Origin of the sequence: Marinomonas foliarum, from assembly GCF_016906065.1 — a bacterium.
GTDB classification, from domain to species: domain Bacteria; phylum Pseudomonadota; class Gammaproteobacteria; order Pseudomonadales; family Marinomonadaceae; genus Marinomonas; species Marinomonas foliarum.
Map to the genome: position 1 here is coordinate 3169889 of NZ_CP070273.1, position 16007 is coordinate 3185895.

Genomic DNA, 16007 nt, shown 5'->3' on the forward strand with positions numbered 1-16007 from the left:
CGCCAAATAAGACTTCTTTATTTTGAATGCCTTCATGTCATGAGACAGGGTTAAGAAACGTAGGACAAAAAGATGGAAGCTAATCTAGCTGAACAAACTAATTTTAATCGCCTTGAGTTGTCTAGTGAGGCAACCAAAGTGCGCGATGCCCTAATCAAAAGTGGTTTAGAAACCCCTATGATTGATAACGGCTTAACAAGCGAAGAAAAATATCAGCGAATTAAAAGTGCGTTCGAAGATGTAGTAACGACTCTTGGGCTGGATTTGACCGATGACAGTTTGGCAGAAACACCTCATCGTATTGCTAAAATGTATGTAAAAGAGATTTTCTCAGGTTTGGATTACGGCTTGTTTCCAAAAATCACTGTGATTGAAAATAAAATGAAAGTGGATGAGATGGTTAAAGTGAGCGATATCAGCTTTACCAGTACTTGTGAGCATCATTTTGTTACCATAGATGGTTTAGCGAAAGTGGCGTATTTGCCTAAAAATAAGATCATCGGCTTGTCTAAGATAAACCGTATTGTTCGTTTTTTTGCACAACGTCCACAAGTTCAAGAGCGCTTGACTCAGCAAATCTTGGTAACATTACAGGCATTGCTTGAAACAGATAATGTGGCAGTCAGCATAAATGCAGTGCATTATTGTGTGAAAGCACGCGGTGTAATGGACGCAAGTTCATCCACCCAGACGACAGCCTTAGGCGGTTTGTTTAAACGCAGTGACAAAACACGCGGTGAGTTTCTAGCTCGATAAACGATAAACTTGAATCGTGACCATGATGTTAAAAAGAGCCGATACAATGGCTCTTTTTTTATGCATTGACGTTAGAATGTATGTATTAATAGATAATAAGAATGATATTTAGAGGTGGGTATGACCGATAAAAAAACCGTCTGGTTTCCAGCAAAAGACAATGGCTGGGGCTGGGGCAAGCCAACGACATGGCAAGGCTGGATTGTATTGGTCGCTTATTTCTTAGCTGTGGTAGTTGTGAGTTTTAGGTTTGATCCAAAAATTGAGTTACTCAATTGGGCAATATCTGTTGTTGCCTGTACGATTTTCTTAATTGGGATGTATGTCTGGAAGGGGGAAGCGCCAAATTGGAAATGGAAGACAATCGAAAAAGACAAGCGCAAATGGTTTAAGTAAACGCGTCTTACTGATTACTATAGGCTCGGTATGTCTACAGTAATCAGTAAGAGAAAGAGTTAAAATTTCTAAGGTGTCTGTTGTTCCAGTGAGTCTCGTTTTAATAAATTTGGGAATAGGTACATCCATAACCCAACGACTGCAATAGTGCCAACGCCACCCACTATAATCGCGGGAACAACTCCGAACCATGCCGCTGTGACCCCAGATTCAAACTCCCCAAGTTGATTCGAGCTTCCAATAAAGACAGAGTTGGCAGCGCTGACTCGTCCACGCATGTCGTCAGGTGTTTCTAACTGAACCAATGTCGAGCGAATGACCACGCTTATCATGTCGGATGATCCAAGCAAAACGAGAGCGATCATCGATAAAAGAAGGTTTTCAGATAGCCCAAATAGAATGGTGGCAACACCGAAAACGGCGACGGCAGCAAACATGATTTTGCCCACGCTATGAGTTAAAGGTCTACGAGCCAAATAAATCGACATAAGTAAAGCCCCAACCGCTGGTGAGCAACGTAGCAAGCCAAGTCCCCATGCTTCAGTGTGCAAGATATCTTTTGCCACAATAGGAAGTAATGCGGTGGCACCACCTAATAACACTGCAAACATATCCAGCGACACTGAACCTAAAATGACTTTATTACCACGAATGAATCGCAGCCCACCAAACAAATGATCCATGCTTATAGGAGACTTACTTTTCACTGTGAAGTTGTAATGTAAGAAAAACATGATGACGCAAGAGACTAAAAAACAACTCATGCTGGAAAGGTAAAGCGTGGTGGGACCAATTAGGTAAATCAAGCCACCAAGTGCTGGTCCTGCAATGACAGAAATCTCCCTCGCGGAGGCGATAGCGCTAACGGCACGCGACAGTAACTCGTTAGGTATAAGGTTCGGGAGAATGGCTTGATTTGCTGGCATTTCAAAGGCTCTGGCAGTGCCTAATAGGGCTGCGCAAAGGTAAATCATATTGGCTGAAATGCTTTCAGTCATATTTCCATACGCCAGTATTCCAACTGTCATTGCCATAGTAAAGCGTGTACAAACACAAATAAGGCGACGGTTATAACGATCTGCTACATGACCAACAATCAGTGTTAGTAATAATTGAGGGAGAAATTGGCAAAGCCCCACGAGTCCTAATGCCATTGGACTGTTGGTTAAATCGTACATTTGCCACCCAATGCCAACACTTAGCATTTGAAAGGCAAATGATGAGGCAATTTGTCCAATCCAGAAGTGAACAAAATTAGGTTGCTTAAACAATGGTGGCATGGAAGTTTGATTGCCTTATTTGGTTGTTTTAGAGAGGCGAGCACGTTTTGGTTTTGCTTTAAACCGCCATACGTTAACGATAACAGAGTGTTATTTTACCTGTTCTTTTCGCTGATGCTTGCTGAAATTGGGCCGGAAATATTACCAAGAATATGGTAATTTAGCCGTCTGCTTTATCAGGATGATAAATTGCCCTTAAGAAACTAACAAGCTTCTACCCTAGGCTTGTTTTAAGTTAATTGACTCTACTTGTCGATTAATCGCCCAGTTTGATAATAAGGAATCACATTGGCTACTTCCAAAAATCATAATGCTTTTAATGAAAAATTGTCTCGCTGGCTATTGCTGTCTTGTTTGATGGCGGTTGGAATAGGACAGTCGTTTATTTTTACCTCGTTACCACCAATTGGCCGTGAAATTGGTTTAGCTGATGTTCGAATTAGCACGCTCATCACTGCGGGTGCGGCTACATTTGTGGTGGCTGCTTTTTTATGGGGCGGTATCATTAATAGAATTGGTCGAATGCGTTCTGTCATTATTGGGATGAGCAGCTACGCGGTGACTATTGCTTTAACAGGTTTTGTTCTTCAAGAAGCACTCGCTAGAAACTTGTCAGCAGAGCAAACATATTATTTTGTTTTTATCTTACGTATTGTTTTTTCTCTTGGTATAGCGGGTGTACTGCCTTCAATTCAAACCTATTTGATTGCGCATACTGATATCAAACACCGTAGCTCAACAATCGCTATGATCGGGGCGTCTTTTAGCATTGGAATGATTTTAGGTCCTGCGTTTGCGTCTTTATTGAGTAGCTTAGGTTTAACGGCACCCTTTTATATCATTGCTCTATTGGCTGGCAGTGCCGCTTTGTTAGTGGTGCTGTTTGTAAGAGATTCTAAACATGTTCGACAACGAGAAAAGCCACCGAAAATAAATTGGTTTACTCAGCCAGTAATGCCATTTTTGTTTATGTCATCATTATCTATTCTGTCAATGACAGGCGTGCAGCAAATCATGAGCTTTTTAATTCAGGATAGATTTCAGTTGGATGTTGCACAAACTACCCATCAACTGGGGTTTGCGATGATGACTATGTCTTGTTTTAGTATTCTGGTGCAAATGATCTTGGTTCCACGATTCCAGCTTGGTGTTGTCACTCTTATGTTTTCTGGTGTAGGTGTGGGAGTACTAGCGCAACTGGCGTTTATTTATTTGGATTCGTATACCGGTGTTCTGATCGCGATGGGGTTATTTGGTGCGGGCTTTGGCTTCTTATTCCCAGGAATAGTAACCGCGCAAACTCTTTTGGTAAAAGATGAGCAACAAAGTCGGTTAGCGAGCATGAATGCATCAATGCAAGGGTTGGGTGCTGCACTAGGTCCGGTTATTTTGGCTTCACTGTATCAGCTAGGACAGTTGGTGCCATTTTTTGGTTTGATGTTTGCGTTAATCTTTATGTTGGCAGTTTTTGTATATTGTAAAAAGAAACTGAAACATGTTTTTTAGCCTCTTTTTTTAGGAATTTAGTTTGGCTTGAGTGACTTGTCTTGGGGATATCCCAAAGTGTTGATGAAAGCGTCGACTAAAGTGACTCAAGCTTAAATAACCAACCTCATAACTCACCTCTGTCACGGAGCATCTTTCTTGTAACCGTTCATAGGCGCGGCTCATTCTACGCTGGTGCTGATATTCTAATGGTGTACAACCAAGTTGACGTTTAAAGCTTTCGTAGAAGCGACTGCGACTCATGCACGCCATCTTAGCCAGCAAATTAATATTCATTTGTTGGGCGAGGTTTTGTTCAATCCATTGGATTACGCAGGTTAGGCCTGTTGCATCTGGCGAATGCTGCGTAAACCGCAATAGGGCATCTCTACCATGGTGCCTAATAATGCGAGTCACTAACTCACTGACACCAAAATCAACGAGTAAATCTCGGTCTGGATCATTGCGCAAAAAATGACTGGTAAGACGATCGATGACTTGCTGAGTGGCTTGAGTGTGCAAAGTATGTAGATGTTGGTTAGGGTCCAATACCACGTCAGACGGTAAAGACTCTACCATAATGTCATTCATGCGATCGCAAATTTGCGCGACTCGCTCTTGCGAAATAGCGATGGTGAGACAAGTGGTTGGGTTATGAAACTCGGCTTCGGGGAAGTCGATAAAGACTTCCTCCTTAGGTGCCAAGATGAAAGATTCATGGGGCAGGAAAGGTATATTGTCATGATCATTTGTGTGCATGACCTTTGCGCCTGTTACCATTCCACAATAAAGCAAGGAGTCGGCTTTTAAACCGACTTTTTGTGCTTGCTCATAGGTATCGTAGATACTCAATTCAGAGTGCGGCCCAGCAAAACACACACGGTTTTCGACCAGCTGAATCGGTGCGCGTTTATGTTGCAGTAATGTTTTCTCTGTCGAGATAGAACGACTCATTAACACACCTCTTTTATCTTCATATTGTTATTTTAATAGTGTGGCAAGGTGAATTCTCTTTTCCTCATCATCGCTCTTGCTTACTCAGGGGTCAATACAAAAGCAGAGCAGAAATGGATTGCCAGACAAGCTTCATGGACTCACAGGCAAGTTTTCTTGTTTCTTTCTTCCTACTCTTAGTCACAAGGTTAAAAACAATAACAATGGAGATACTTTATGATCTACGCACAACCTGGTACTAACGGTAGCCTTATTACATTTGAAGCCCAGTACGGTAATTTTATTGGCGGTGAATGGGTTGCTCCTGTGAAAGGCCAATATTTCGATAATATCAGTCCTGTTAATGGTGAAGTATTTTGTCGAATTCCTCGTTCTACTGAAGAAGATATTAATCTAGCTCTAGATGCGGCCCATGCTGCCCGAGCGGCTTGGGGAAAAACGTCCGTCACTAACCGCTCTAATATATTATTGAAAATTGCCGATCGTATTGAACAAAATCTAGAAGCGCTGGCGGTTGCCGAAACATGGGATAACGGTAAAGCGGTTCGTGAAACTCTGAACGCCGATATTCCTCTAGCCGCTGACCACTTTCGTTATTTTGCTGGTTGTTTACGTGCGCAAGAAGGTAGTACGGCTGAACTAGATGAACACACTGTGGCGTATCATTTTCACGAGCCATTAGGCGTTGTTGGTCAAATTATTCCTTGGAACTTTCCAATCTTGATGGCGGCATGGAAACTGGCTCCAGCGCTTGCGGCGGGTAACTGTGTGGTACTTAAACCAGCAGAGCAAACGCCAGCGTCTATTTTAGAGTTGATCAAGGTTATTCAAGATCTATTGCCACCAGGCGTACTCAATATCGTTAATGGTTACGGTAAAGAAGCGGGCGAAGCATTAGCGACTAGCAAGCGTATTGCCAAAATTGCCTTTACCGGTTCGACGCCAGTCGGCTCTCATATTCTGAAATGTGCAGCTGAAAATATCATTCCTTCTACGGTTGAGTTGGGCGGCAAATCGCCAAACATCTACTTTGCTGACGTCATGCAACATGAAGAAGCTTTTATTAGTAAGTGTGTGGAAGGTTTGGTGTTAGCTTTCTTTAACCAAGGGGAAGTGTGTACCTGCCCATCTCGCGCTTTGGTCCATGAATCGATTTATGACGAGTTTATGGCGCTTGTCATTGAGCGTACAAAAACGATTAAACGTGGTAATCCATTGGATACCGATGTGCAAGTGGGCGCTCAGGCATCCAAACAGCAATTTGATAAAATAATGAGCTACATGGACATTGGTAAAGCTGAGGGAGCAGAACTGCTAATTGGTGGCGGGATAGAATCCGTAGATGGCTTAGAGAAAGGCTTTTATGTTCAGCCAACCTTATTTAAAGGCTCTAACGACATGCGCATCTTCCAAGAAGAGATTTTTGGACCAGTGGTCAGTGTGACAACCTTTAAAGATGAAGCGGAAGCGCTTGCTATTGCTAATGACAGTGAGTTTGGTTTAGGGGCAGGGGTTTGGACAAGAGATACTAACCTTGCTTATCGTATGGGGCGTAACCTTGAAGCGGGTCGTGTTTGGATGAATTGTTATCACCAGTATCCGGCTCATTCCGCTTTTGGTGGGTATAAAAAATCGGGTGTTGGCCGTGAAACTCATAAAATCGCTCTAGAGCATTATCAACAAACGAAAAATATGTTGGTTAGCTACGATGTTAACCCGTTAGGTTTTTTCTAACCTAGCAAACGTTTAAGTTCTGGTGGCGGGATACAAATAGTCTGCATTTCTGTTTGTTGACAGTTTTGAGCTAAGCCAGTGTGTATATCTCACACTGGCTTTTTTTGTTTCCGCACATGTTTTTATTTTTCCTGTATTCGTACAACTAGCCTTGAAGCGTCATAAATTTGCCTCTTTACTGGATCTATCGCTATATAGAGGAAAAAACGGAGTTTCCGATTGGAAACTTTATCTAAGAAGTGATAATTTCGCCTTATTAGTAGTTCCTGTTATACAACTTAAATGTCGCACAAGAAACATTGGACGGCAGAGGAAAAAGCCATGGCAATCAGTTTATTTGACCTTTTTAAAGTAGGGATTGGTCCCTCTAGTTCCCATACTGTTGGCCCTATGATTGCGGCGAACCAGTTTGCTCATCAAATACAAAGCCTTAATCTAGAATCAAAAGTCAGTCGTTTGAAAATAGATTTATACGGCTCACTTGGTGCAACAGGTAAGGGGCATGGAACAGGCGTAGCTGTATTGATGGGGCTGGAAGGTGAACTGCCTGATCTGATTGACCCGAGCGGAGTTAGTGAGCGTGTTGAGGTTATTGAAGCCACATCGCAACTTAAGTTATTGGCACGACATTCTATCTCGATTAATGTTTCTACAGACCTTATTTATCATCGAGTTGATCGTCTAGATTTTCATGCAAATGGTATGGTGTTGGTTGCATTTGATGTTGATGGCAACACGCTTCATCAGGCGACTTTTTACTCTGTTGGTGGTGGTTTCATTGTTCAAGAAGACGAACATGGAAATGTGGCATTGGTTGAAGACACAACAAAACTTCCTCATGAGTTTCATAGTGCAGAGGAGCTCATAAAGCTTTGTCGAGACAATGACAAAACTATTTCTCAGATTATGATGGAGAATGAGCAACACTGGAGAACAGAAGAAGAAATAAAACAGGGTATTCTCTCGATCTGGTCTGTAATGAAAGCCTGCGTTCAAGAAGGCATTCGTAATGAAGGTATTTTACCTGGCGGTTTAAAAGTTAAGCGCAGAGCCGCAAGCCTTCATAGAGATTTAACCAGTAAAACACGTATGGATATGATAACCCCTTCTTTAGGGGCTATGGATTGGGTCAACCTTTATGCACTGGCAGTGAATGAGGAGAATGCGGCTGGTGGGCGTGTGGTTACTGCACCAACAAACGGTGCTGCTGGTATTATTCCTGCGGTTTTACATTATTACTGGGAGTTTTGTCCACGCTCTTGTGAAGAAGGCGTTATAGACTTCTTCCTTACTGCAGCGGCGATAGGTTTGTTATTTAAAGAGAATGCGTCTATTTCTGGTGCTGAAGTAGGCTGTCAGGGAGAAGTCGGCTCTGCTTGTGCTATGGCTGCGGCAGGGTTAGCCGCGGCAACAGGTGGCACACCAGAGCAAATAGAAAATGCTGCCGAAATCGGTATGGAGCACAATCTTGGACTGACATGCGATCCTATTGGTGGATTAGTGCAAGTGCCATGTATAGAGCGAAATGCAATGGGGTCGATAAAAGCAATCAATTCGGCAAGTATGGCGCTGCGTGGCGATGGCACACATTATGTGTCTCTTGATAAGGTCATTCGTACTATGCGAGATACGGGCAGAGACATGAATGATAAATACAAAGAAACCTCACGTGGTGGTTTAGCCGTGAATGTGATTGAGTGTTAATTCTTTATAAAATTCAATCTGTAACAAATCAGTCATATTTCTGTAGTATCTTTGCAATAAGTGCCTTTGGCGGGCACTTTTTTTTTGTCCTTTTTCGAGTCGTTATTATCAATAGGCTTAGGGGTTTTTATCTAAAGACTCCCAGTGTAGAATGACGCCGAATTTACATTTTACAGAAATGTGACGGGATGAATTGAGAGCCAAATTTATTTTGGATGCTAGGATAAGCATGTCGTTGATGGTTTTAGTTTAGCCTGAATGATCAGCGGTTTGGCATAGATTAATTATAGAAAGAAGAGCCCGTATGGATCTTACAAATAACCCAAAAGAAGATTCCACTTTACTGAGTGGTCATGAATTTGTTCGTGTATTAATTGCCTTGGCTTTTGTTTTGGCATCTGGTTTTTATGCTTCATCAAATGGTGTTGGGGTTTCTAATTTATCTATTTTAGCGATCGCTGCTGCAATTGGTGCCTACATGGCTGTCAATATCGGTGCTAACGATGTAGCTAATAACGTTGGGCCTGCTGTTGGCTCAAAAGCCTTGTCGATGACAGGGGCGATTTTGATAGCGGCGATTTTTGAAGCTGCAGGTGCTTTGATTGCTGGTGGTAACGTTGTTGGTACGATCAAGAATGGCATCATCAATCCTAACTCAATTGGCGACGCAGAGACCTTTATTTGGGTTATGATGGCGGCCTTATTGGCGGGCGCAATATGGCTAAACTTAGCGACTTACCTTGGTGCTCCTGTATCGACGACGCACTCCATTGTTGGTGGTGTACTGGGCGCAGGTATTGCTGCTGGCGGTTGGGATATCGCAAATTGGGATAAATTAATTGCGATTGTTGCTAGCTGGGTAATATCCCCTGTAATGGGCGGCGTGATTGCGGCGTTATTCTTAATGTACATTAAGCGTGCCATTACTTATAAAAGCGACATGATTGACTCCGCGAAGAAGGTTGTGCCTTTATTGGTTGGATTGATGGTTTGGGCGTTTTCTACTTACCTTATTCTAAAGGGGCTTAAGCGCCTTTGGAAACTAGACTTTATTACGGCTGCGATGATCGCTTTTGCCATTGCGCTAACTGTTTATTTCCTTGTTCGCCCTATGGTTGACAAAGCTGCATCCGCATTGAAGAACGACAAAGATGCAGTGAATAGCTTATTTACGCTGCCTCTTATAGTGTCTGCGGCATTGCTAAGTTTTGCTCATGGTGCAAACGATGTTGCCAATGCGATTGGGCCTCTTGCTGCAATTAATGATGCACTAATGACGGGTGCTGTTTCTAGTAAAGCATCTATTCCTATTTGGATCATGATGGTAGGCGGGATTGGTATTGCTGTTGGTCTTGCTCTATTTGGTCCAAAGCTGATCAAAACAGTGGGCTCAGAGATAACAGAGCTTGATAAAACTCGTGCTTTTTGTGTGGCTATGGCGGCTGCGATTACTGTGATTGTCGCTTCTCAACTTGGCTTACCAGTTAGTTCTACTCACATTGCGGTTGGTGGTATCTTTGGTGTTGGCTTCTTACGTGAGTATTTGAAACAATCTTATGAGAAAAAGCTGGCTTCTATTATTTCTCATTCTGAATCTGCTGGTCATGACGGCGAGCAAACACAAGAGTTTGTGAAACGTTTCAAGCTGGCTGATGTAGAAGAAAAGCGTGCGATATTGAAAGAATTGAAGGCGGCTCAGGCTTCATCTCCTATCTCATCTGCAGAGCGTAAAGGCTTGAAAAAAGCAACCAAGAAAGAGTTAGTGAAACGCTCTGCGTTATTGCGTATTGCTGCCGCGTGGGTAATTACAGTACCTGCTTCCGCAATATTGTCTGCAGCAATCTTCTATATGTTGCTTGGTTTTTCAGTTTCTCGATAGAAGAGCATTATGTACAAACAAAAAAAGATCAGTATTTCTGGTCTTTTTTTGTTTTCAAGAGAGGCATGGTGTTATATAAAATAGTATTGCTTGTCGAATTATTTAATAATGTCATGGTTTGGATCTGATAATAATCAGGTCTAAATTAATGCAAATACACGATGTACTTCAGTCTGTACTTAAAGAACTCAGTAGCATGGTGTGGCTAGAAGTCGCCAGATTGCTATAATGTGATGCGTGTTTTGTTACCGAGACGCGTTGGTTTGATAGACTTGATAAAATTTAGACGATGGTAAAGAGCGGTGATTGCATGAATTTTGTGTGCTCTTGTCGGCTATTAAAAAATGGTTCCGTGAATACCTCTAAAAAGATACGGCACGCCTCCAAAAATGGATACAGGATGTTGAAGAAGTTTGTTTTTAAAAAGGATGGGGCAAAGCTCGAGCAGAAATGATTTGGAGTAATCTATTTTGACAAAAGTAGCGGAATGAAATTATTCCATAAACAATATTAAGGTAAAAAACCTACGATATGACTGCTGTTACCATCACTGTACTTTTGCTGGTTATCGGTGGATTTATTGCTTTTGCGATTTTTCTACAGCTTAAAGAGCAAGCAAGATTAGAAAAGTTGCGTAAAGTGGCTGCTCTAAATAATCAATTGCGCCAAGTGCGTCGCTATCTTGATGAAATGCCTCCTCAGTATCAACCTAAGGATATGAAACTGTGGCTTTTTTCTAGGATGGTTTCTCTTTATGACCAGCTTATTGCCTTACAGCCTGATGCGACTTTGAGTCGTCGTCGACAAAACATAGCCGCAGAAATGAAAGAGTTTCAAGGAAGTAAACAGAAGAGACGTGCTAAGCCTATGAATGATGAGCTGCTAATTATCGAAGTTAGACGCTTATTTGAGTCTTTTAAGTCTTACTTAATTCTTTCGCAAAAAGAAAAAACCATCGATTCTGATGTTGTTAATCGTTATAACAAGTTACTTAATTTTTTCCATTACAAAGTTAATTCAGATTACCACTCTCATCTTGCTAGGAAGGCATTTTTAAGCGGTCAGATGAGTTCTGCTCTGGAAATGTATAAAGAATCGCTTTCGCAATTGAATCCTATTAAAGAGTCTGTTGAGGCTCAGGCTACTATTCTGAAGTTAAAAGAGTTGATTCAGGAAATAGAAGAAGATCTTGTCTTGCAAAAAGCGGAAGATGAAATTAGCCGTGATATGGATAACCAAGGTGAAGAAGAACTGGACGATGAGTGGAACAAATTCATCGAAGATTCGACGTTCCAGGAAAAGAAACGTTTTTAAGCGAACTCTTATCAAATAATCTTATTGTCTATTTATATTTAGTACTTGCTAGTTGAGTGCAGCCATGACAATTTTGCATTTTAACCCCTCATTATTTATAAAGGACCTTCTGTGAATTTAGCGCTTTTGTCGGCTTTTATTCCGACCTTCTTTTTTGTGTCTGTTACACCAGGTATGTGTATGACATTAGCGATGACGTTAGGTATGACGATTGGAGTCAAACGCGCTCTATGGATGATGTTAGGAGAGTTAGTTGGTGTTGCCATGGTGGCTATTTTATCGGCTATTGGCGTCGCTGCTTTGTTATTAAATTACCCTAGTGTATTTATCGTATTAAAATACCTTGGCGGTGCTTACCTTGCTTATGTTGGCCTGCAAATGTGGCTGTCTAAAGGCAAAATGGCCATTAAAGCGGATTCGACAGACAGTAAACCAGCATCTCGGTTTGATTTGATTTCCCAAGGCTTTGTAACTGCTATTGCTAACCCGAAAGGTTGGGCTTTTTTTGTCGCCTTATTGCCGCCATTTTTGGATGCGAGCCATTCTTTGGCAAGCCAGCTGATAGTACTGATTGCAATCATTCTTACTTTAGAATTTACTTGCTTGCTGATTTACGCAGCAGGCGGAAGAACGTTAAAGTCTCTTCTTATGCAGAGTGGTAATGTGCGCATAATGAACCGTATTGCTGGCACATTGATGATTGGTGTTGGTTTATGGCTTGCTATTGGTTGATAGCAAGCCAGCTTAAAACATGCCATTTTTATTAAGAAGACGCTTTTGAGCGTCTTCTTGTTTTTGTGGCATCGGTTTTTGCTCCCGATGTTTTCCTTGTGCTCGATGTTCTTTTACTTGTTGTGCCTTTACGCTTGGCAAAAGGGTTTTTAGCTGGCGGTGGTAAGTTTTGCAAGGCAGAGGTAGGCATTTCTCGGGAAGCGCTGAGTAGCTGATTCAAATTGACTTCTAGGCTCGTCATGAAGGTTTGATAGCTGGCTTCGCCAAGACTGATGCTGTTCAGGGCTGATTCCCATTTTGCCGTCATATCTGGGGTGACTAATTGTGTTGGTAAGCAGTCAATAAAGGCGCGGCCTGTTTGGCTGGCGTGAATTTGTTTTCCCTGTCTCATCAAAAAGCCGCGTTTGAAAAGTAACTCTATAATGCTGGCTCGTGTCGCTTCAGTGCCAAGTCCATCGGTTTCTTTTAAGATGGCTCTAATATCTTTGTCTGTGACAAACCGGCTGATGCCTGTCATAGCGGCAAGTAAAGTTGCATCCGTGAAAGCAGCTGGCGGCGTAGTGACCTTTTCTTGAACTTGGCCTTGTGTACACCATAGCTCTTCGTTTTTATTCAGTTTTGGGAGTTCATTTTGGCTTTCGTCATCTGGGTCTTTTGCTTTGCTCTTATTCGGTAAAAGACGTTTCCAACCTAGTGAAATAGGTGTGTTGCCTTTGGCTTCAAACAACCCACCTTCAATTTCCAGTTTAATATAAGACGCTAGATAGTCGTACTCAGGATAAAACTGCATGAGATATTGTCTAGCAATTAAGTTAAAGACTAGAGCTTCTGTCTTAGAAAGAGATACCACTTTGTGGGCTTGCGTGGTTGGGATAATGGCATGGTGAGCAGTGACTTGTTTATCGTTCCACGCTTTACTTTTTCGTGATGCGTCTGCGTTCAGGGCGCCTTGCTGGGTTTCCCCGCTGGATCGTGCGAGAGCCGCTATAATAGCAGGCGCATCTTTATGTTGTTGAGTTGGCAAATAACGGCAATCGGATCTTGGGTAGGTGATCATTTGATGGCGTTCATAAAGCGCTTGGCAAGTATCCAATACTTGTTGTGCCGATAGAGAAAAAGCCTTTGCTGCATCGATTTGTAGGGCTGACAAGCTATAGGGTAGAGGGGCTGGCTGCTTTTTTTGTTTGTAATTTGCTTCCATGACAATCGCTGGCTTATTGGTAATACGGTTGGCAACGTTTTTTGCCAGCAGTAAGCTGAGTACTCGATTTTCGTCATCCATGTAGGGTTGGCAAGCTTCGCTGGGTAACCACTTGGCTTGAAACAAAGCGCCTTGTGGTGTCTGAATACTTGCCCAAACTTGATAAAAATCTTTGGGAACAAAGGCTTCCCTTTCTTTGTCCCTCGCTGCGACTAAACCCAATACTGGGGTTTGCACCCGCCCAATAGATAAAACGCCCTGATAGCCGGCTTGGCGGCCTCTGATGGTATAAGCCCGAGTTAGGTTCAGTCCAAACAACCAGTCCGCGCGAGCACGCCCTAAGGCTGAACGAGAAAGAGCTGCGAACTCATTGTTGGAGCGTAAATTGTTTAATGCTTTTTTGATGGCGGACGGAGTTAAGTCATTTACTAGCAGTCGCTGAGTGTTTTTTAGCTTTTGAACTGGTGTTTTTGTGTAGTGTAAAACCTCATCGACTAAAAGTTGCCCTTCTCGGTCCGGGTCGCCAGCATGAACCAATGTTGTTGCTTTTTTAATGAGTTTTTTTAAAACGCCCAGCTGCTTTTTGGTGTTGGCTTTTTCTTGCCATTGCCAATCGGTCGGAATAATAGGTAAGTGGTCTAAATTCCAAGACTTGAAGGCCGGATTATATTGGTGGGGTTCCGCTTGCTCTAGCAAGTGACCGATACACCAACTGATGCAGTCACCGTTAGGCAGCCAGATACAACCTTCTTCCTTTTTTTGAGGCGAGGGTAGGGCAGCAGCAATGGCTCGGGCAAGGCTGGGTTTTTCGGCGATATAAAGAATCATAAATACACTTACTGTTTATATATACAGTAAGTGTATCGAACGCAGAGAAGTGTGACTAGAGTGATGTGTTATTTAATTAAGTGATGGCTATTTTATTGGCACAACTAACACAGGAATTGAGCTGGTATGAATGACTTTGTTTGCGGTTGAGCCAATGATCATTTGGCTTAGGCGTCCGTGTGTTCTGCTATTCATCACTATTAAATCCGCCTTTTTTTCTGCTGCTAAGCGTTGGATTGATTCAGATGGAACACCGTTAACAATAACGGTTTCTGGTGGTGTTTCTAGATTTGAAAGTTCTGCTGAATATTTGTCCATAAACTCAGAAAGTAATCTTTGCATACGACCATCAATTTCTGTGAGTGCTTCTTTGCGCATTTCGCTTCTAACGTCTTCAGTAATGTAATTGTTGATCATGTTAGATGCTTGAGCATTTAGTGGCTCTATAGCGTGCATGATGATGACTTTTGCCTTATGTGTACTCGCTAAGCTTAAGACAAGTTCCATGGCCGCTTGGGTTTTTGTATCTAGATCACAGGCATAAACAATTGTGTTTATTTTAGGTAACATGGCAAGATCCTCTTTCAATGTACCTAGAAGCTTAATCCTTTTAGCTTTGACTGCTCTGATCTGTGTCAATTATTGTCGAGTAGTTTGAAAACGATAGATTGTTGGATACTTGTCGATCACTGTGATTGGCGAATAAAAAACAGCTTATTGATGAAAGAAAAATAAAGCTAATAAACAATATCCCCCAGTAATCTGTTGGTTGTTTATTGTTTGTGCAACTCTTTGGAGATGGGATAAATATTTTGGTTTTCATGGCGCACTCCAGAATGAATAACGGTTGCTATTAATGATAATGAATATCATTTAATAAATCTATGGCGCTGATAAATATATTTTTACCAAAGGAATTTTAGGAATTGTGGCGTTTGAGGAGAAGCCCATGAGGGCTGCCTATGTTATGATATGCGCTCAATTTTTTAGTTAACGAATAAGAGAGTGTAATCATGTCTGAACTGTCGTTCGACTCTAACGAAGCAAAAATCGCATACGGCATTGGTCGTCAAATTGGTGATCAACTACGTGGTAGCGATCTTGGTGAATTATCTCTAACTCACCTTTTTGCAGCGATTGAAGATGCCCTAAACGGTACTGAAATGCGCGTTCCTGGTGAAGAACTAGAAGCTGCTTTTGCTGAACTACAGCAAAAAATGGAAGAAAAAAGCCGTGCAGCGTCTGAAGAGAACGTAAAAGCGGGTGAAGATTTCCTTGCTGCGAATAAAGCAAAAGACGGCGTTCAAACAACTGAAAGTGGCCTGCAGTTCGAAGTTCTTGAAGAAGGTACAGGTGCAACTCCAAACCGTGAAGCCACAGTTCGTGTACATTACGAAGGCCGTTTGATTGACGGACAAGTATTCGATAGCTCTGTTGCTCGTGGCGAGCCAATTGAATTCCCACTAACTGGTGTTATTGCAGGTTGGACTGAAGGTCTTCAATTGATGAAAGAAGGTGCGAAATACCGTCTTACTATTCCTGCTGAATTGGCATACGGTGCTCAAGGCGCTGGCGCATTGATTCAACCTTTCTCTGTATTGCAATTTGATGTTGAACTGATTGCTGTTATCTAAAGCTGTTATTTAGTTAACTGTTTGAAAGTAAAGCACAACAAACGATACGTAAAAAGCGAGCTAACCGAAATGGGCTAGCTCGCTTTTTTGTTTGAGTTGTATGCTGAATA

General features: G+C 42.1%; 13 protein-coding genes. 9 read left to right on the forward strand and 4 right to left on the reverse strand.

Annotated features, from left to right (window positions below; translation table 11 throughout):
• Positions 1–72 precede the first annotated feature (72 nt).
• Both folE and JSY38_RS14765 read left to right on the forward strand, forming a co-directional pair.
• Positions 73–756: a GTP cyclohydrolase I FolE gene (gene folE / locus JSY38_RS14760; RefSeq protein WP_114410288.1), complete on the forward strand. Its 684-nt coding sequence runs from the start codon at positions 73–75 to the stop codon at positions 754–756.
• Between the two features lie 120 nt (positions 757–876).
• Positions 877–1152, forward strand: coding sequence for a hypothetical protein (locus JSY38_RS14765; RefSeq protein WP_114410287.1), 276 nt, complete (start codon positions 877–879; stop codon positions 1150–1152).
• Between the two features lie 68 nt (positions 1153–1220).
• Here JSY38_RS14765 and JSY38_RS14770 read toward each other — a convergent pair whose 3' ends face one another.
• A complete protein-coding gene (locus JSY38_RS14770; protein WP_114410286.1) occupies positions 1221–2432 on the reverse strand; it encodes an MFS transporter in 1212 nt (403 codons plus the stop codon).
• A gap of 288 nt (positions 2433–2720) precedes the next feature.
• Here JSY38_RS14770 and JSY38_RS14775 point away from each other — a divergent pair, with 288 nt between their 5' ends.
• Complete coding sequence (locus JSY38_RS14775; protein ID WP_114410285.1) at positions 2721–3938, forward strand: MFS transporter; 1218 nt, start codon at positions 2721–2723, stop codon at positions 3936–3938.
• A gap of 9 nt (positions 3939–3947) precedes the next feature.
• Here the strand turns inward: JSY38_RS14775 and JSY38_RS14780 are convergent, their stop codons facing one another.
• Positions 3948–4871 (reverse strand): AraC family transcriptional regulator, encoded by a 924-nt coding sequence (locus tag JSY38_RS14780; RefSeq protein ID WP_114410284.1) that lies wholly within the window; start codon positions 4869–4871, stop codon positions 3948–3950.
• A 216-nt stretch (positions 4872–5087) separates the two neighbouring features.
• On the opposite strand from JSY38_RS14780, the gene exaC reads away from it, so the two are divergent.
• From exaC to JSY38_RS14805, 5 genes are all read left to right on the forward strand, one after another.
• Positions 5088–6605: an acetaldehyde dehydrogenase ExaC gene (gene exaC / locus JSY38_RS14785; RefSeq protein WP_205113853.1), complete on the forward strand. Its 1518-nt coding sequence runs from the start codon at positions 5088–5090 to the stop codon at positions 6603–6605.
• 321 nt (positions 6606–6926) lie between these two features.
• Positions 6927–8309, forward strand: a complete 1383-nt coding sequence (locus JSY38_RS14790; protein WP_205113855.1) for an L-serine ammonia-lyase — start codon at positions 6927–6929, stop codon at positions 8307–8309.
• Positions 8310–8613: 304 nt separating this feature from the next.
• Positions 8614–10188: an inorganic phosphate transporter gene (locus tag JSY38_RS14795; RefSeq protein ID WP_205113857.1), complete on the forward strand. Its 1575-nt coding sequence runs from the start codon at positions 8614–8616 to the stop codon at positions 10186–10188.
• A gap of 531 nt (positions 10189–10719) precedes the next feature.
• A complete protein-coding gene (locus JSY38_RS14800) occupies positions 10720–11502 on the forward strand; it encodes a hypothetical protein (protein WP_114410280.1) in 783 nt (260 codons plus the stop codon).
• A gap of 111 nt (positions 11503–11613) precedes the next feature.
• The gene (locus JSY38_RS14805; protein ID WP_205113859.1) at positions 11614–12234 is read left to right on the forward strand and encodes a LysE family translocator; all 621 of its coding nucleotides are present in this window, start codon (positions 11614–11616) and stop codon (positions 12232–12234) included.
• Positions 12235–12265: 31 nt separating this feature from the next.
• Here the strand turns inward: JSY38_RS14805 and JSY38_RS14810 are convergent, their stop codons facing one another.
• Both JSY38_RS14810 and JSY38_RS14815 read right to left on the reverse strand, forming a co-directional pair.
• Positions 12266–14263 carry a DNA topoisomerase III gene (locus JSY38_RS14810; protein WP_205113861.1) on the reverse strand — a complete coding sequence of 666 codons (1998 nt, stop codon included), beginning with the start codon at positions 14261–14263 and terminating at the stop codon, positions 12266–12268.
• Between the two features lie 87 nt (positions 14264–14350).
• Positions 14351–14833, reverse strand: coding sequence for a universal stress protein (locus JSY38_RS14815; RefSeq protein WP_205113863.1), 483 nt, complete (start codon positions 14831–14833; stop codon positions 14351–14353).
• Positions 14834–15276: 443 nt separating this feature from the next.
• Between JSY38_RS14815 and JSY38_RS14820 the strand changes: the two genes are divergently transcribed.
• A complete protein-coding gene (locus tag JSY38_RS14820; RefSeq protein ID WP_205113865.1) occupies positions 15277–15897 on the forward strand; it encodes a BamJ family beta-barrel-assembly machinery protein in 621 nt (206 codons plus the stop codon).
• The last annotated feature ends 110 nt before the right edge of the window (positions 15898–16007 follow it).

Excerpts from the sequence above, each read along its gene's own strand:
- JSY38_RS14790 (WP_205113855.1), top strand. The coding sequence starts at position 6,927 with ATGGCAATCAGTTTATTTGACCTTTTTAAAGTAGGGATTGGTCCCTCT.
- JSY38_RS14770 (WP_114410286.1), bottom strand. The coding sequence starts at position 2,432 with ATGCCACCATTGTTTAAGCAACCTAATTTTGTTCACTTCTGGATTGGA.
- JSY38_RS14795 (WP_205113857.1), top strand. The coding sequence starts at position 8,614 with ATGGATCTTACAAATAACCCAAAAGAAGATTCCACTTTACTGAGTGGT.
- exaC (WP_205113853.1), top strand. The coding sequence starts at position 5,088 with ATGATCTACGCACAACCTGGTACTAACGGTAGCCTTATTACATTTGAA.
- JSY38_RS14815 (WP_205113863.1), bottom strand. The coding sequence starts at position 14,833 with ATGTTACCTAAAATAAACACAATTGTTTATGCCTGTGATCTAGATACA.
- JSY38_RS14765 (WP_114410287.1), top strand. The coding sequence starts at position 877 with ATGACCGATAAAAAAACCGTCTGGTTTCCAGCAAAAGACAATGGCTGG.
- JSY38_RS14810 (WP_205113861.1), bottom strand. The coding sequence starts at position 14,263 with ATGATTCTTTATATCGCCGAAAAACCCAGCCTTGCCCGAGCCATTGCT.
- JSY38_RS14780 (WP_114410284.1), bottom strand. The coding sequence starts at position 4,871 with ATGAGTCGTTCTATCTCGACAGAGAAAACATTACTGCAACATAAACGC.
- JSY38_RS14820 (WP_205113865.1), top strand. The coding sequence starts at position 15,277 with ATGTCTGAACTGTCGTTCGACTCTAACGAAGCAAAAATCGCATACGGC.
- folE (WP_114410288.1), top strand. The coding sequence starts at position 73 with ATGGAAGCTAATCTAGCTGAACAAACTAATTTTAATCGCCTTGAGTTG.
- JSY38_RS14800 (WP_114410280.1), top strand. The coding sequence starts at position 10,720 with ATGACTGCTGTTACCATCACTGTACTTTTGCTGGTTATCGGTGGATTT.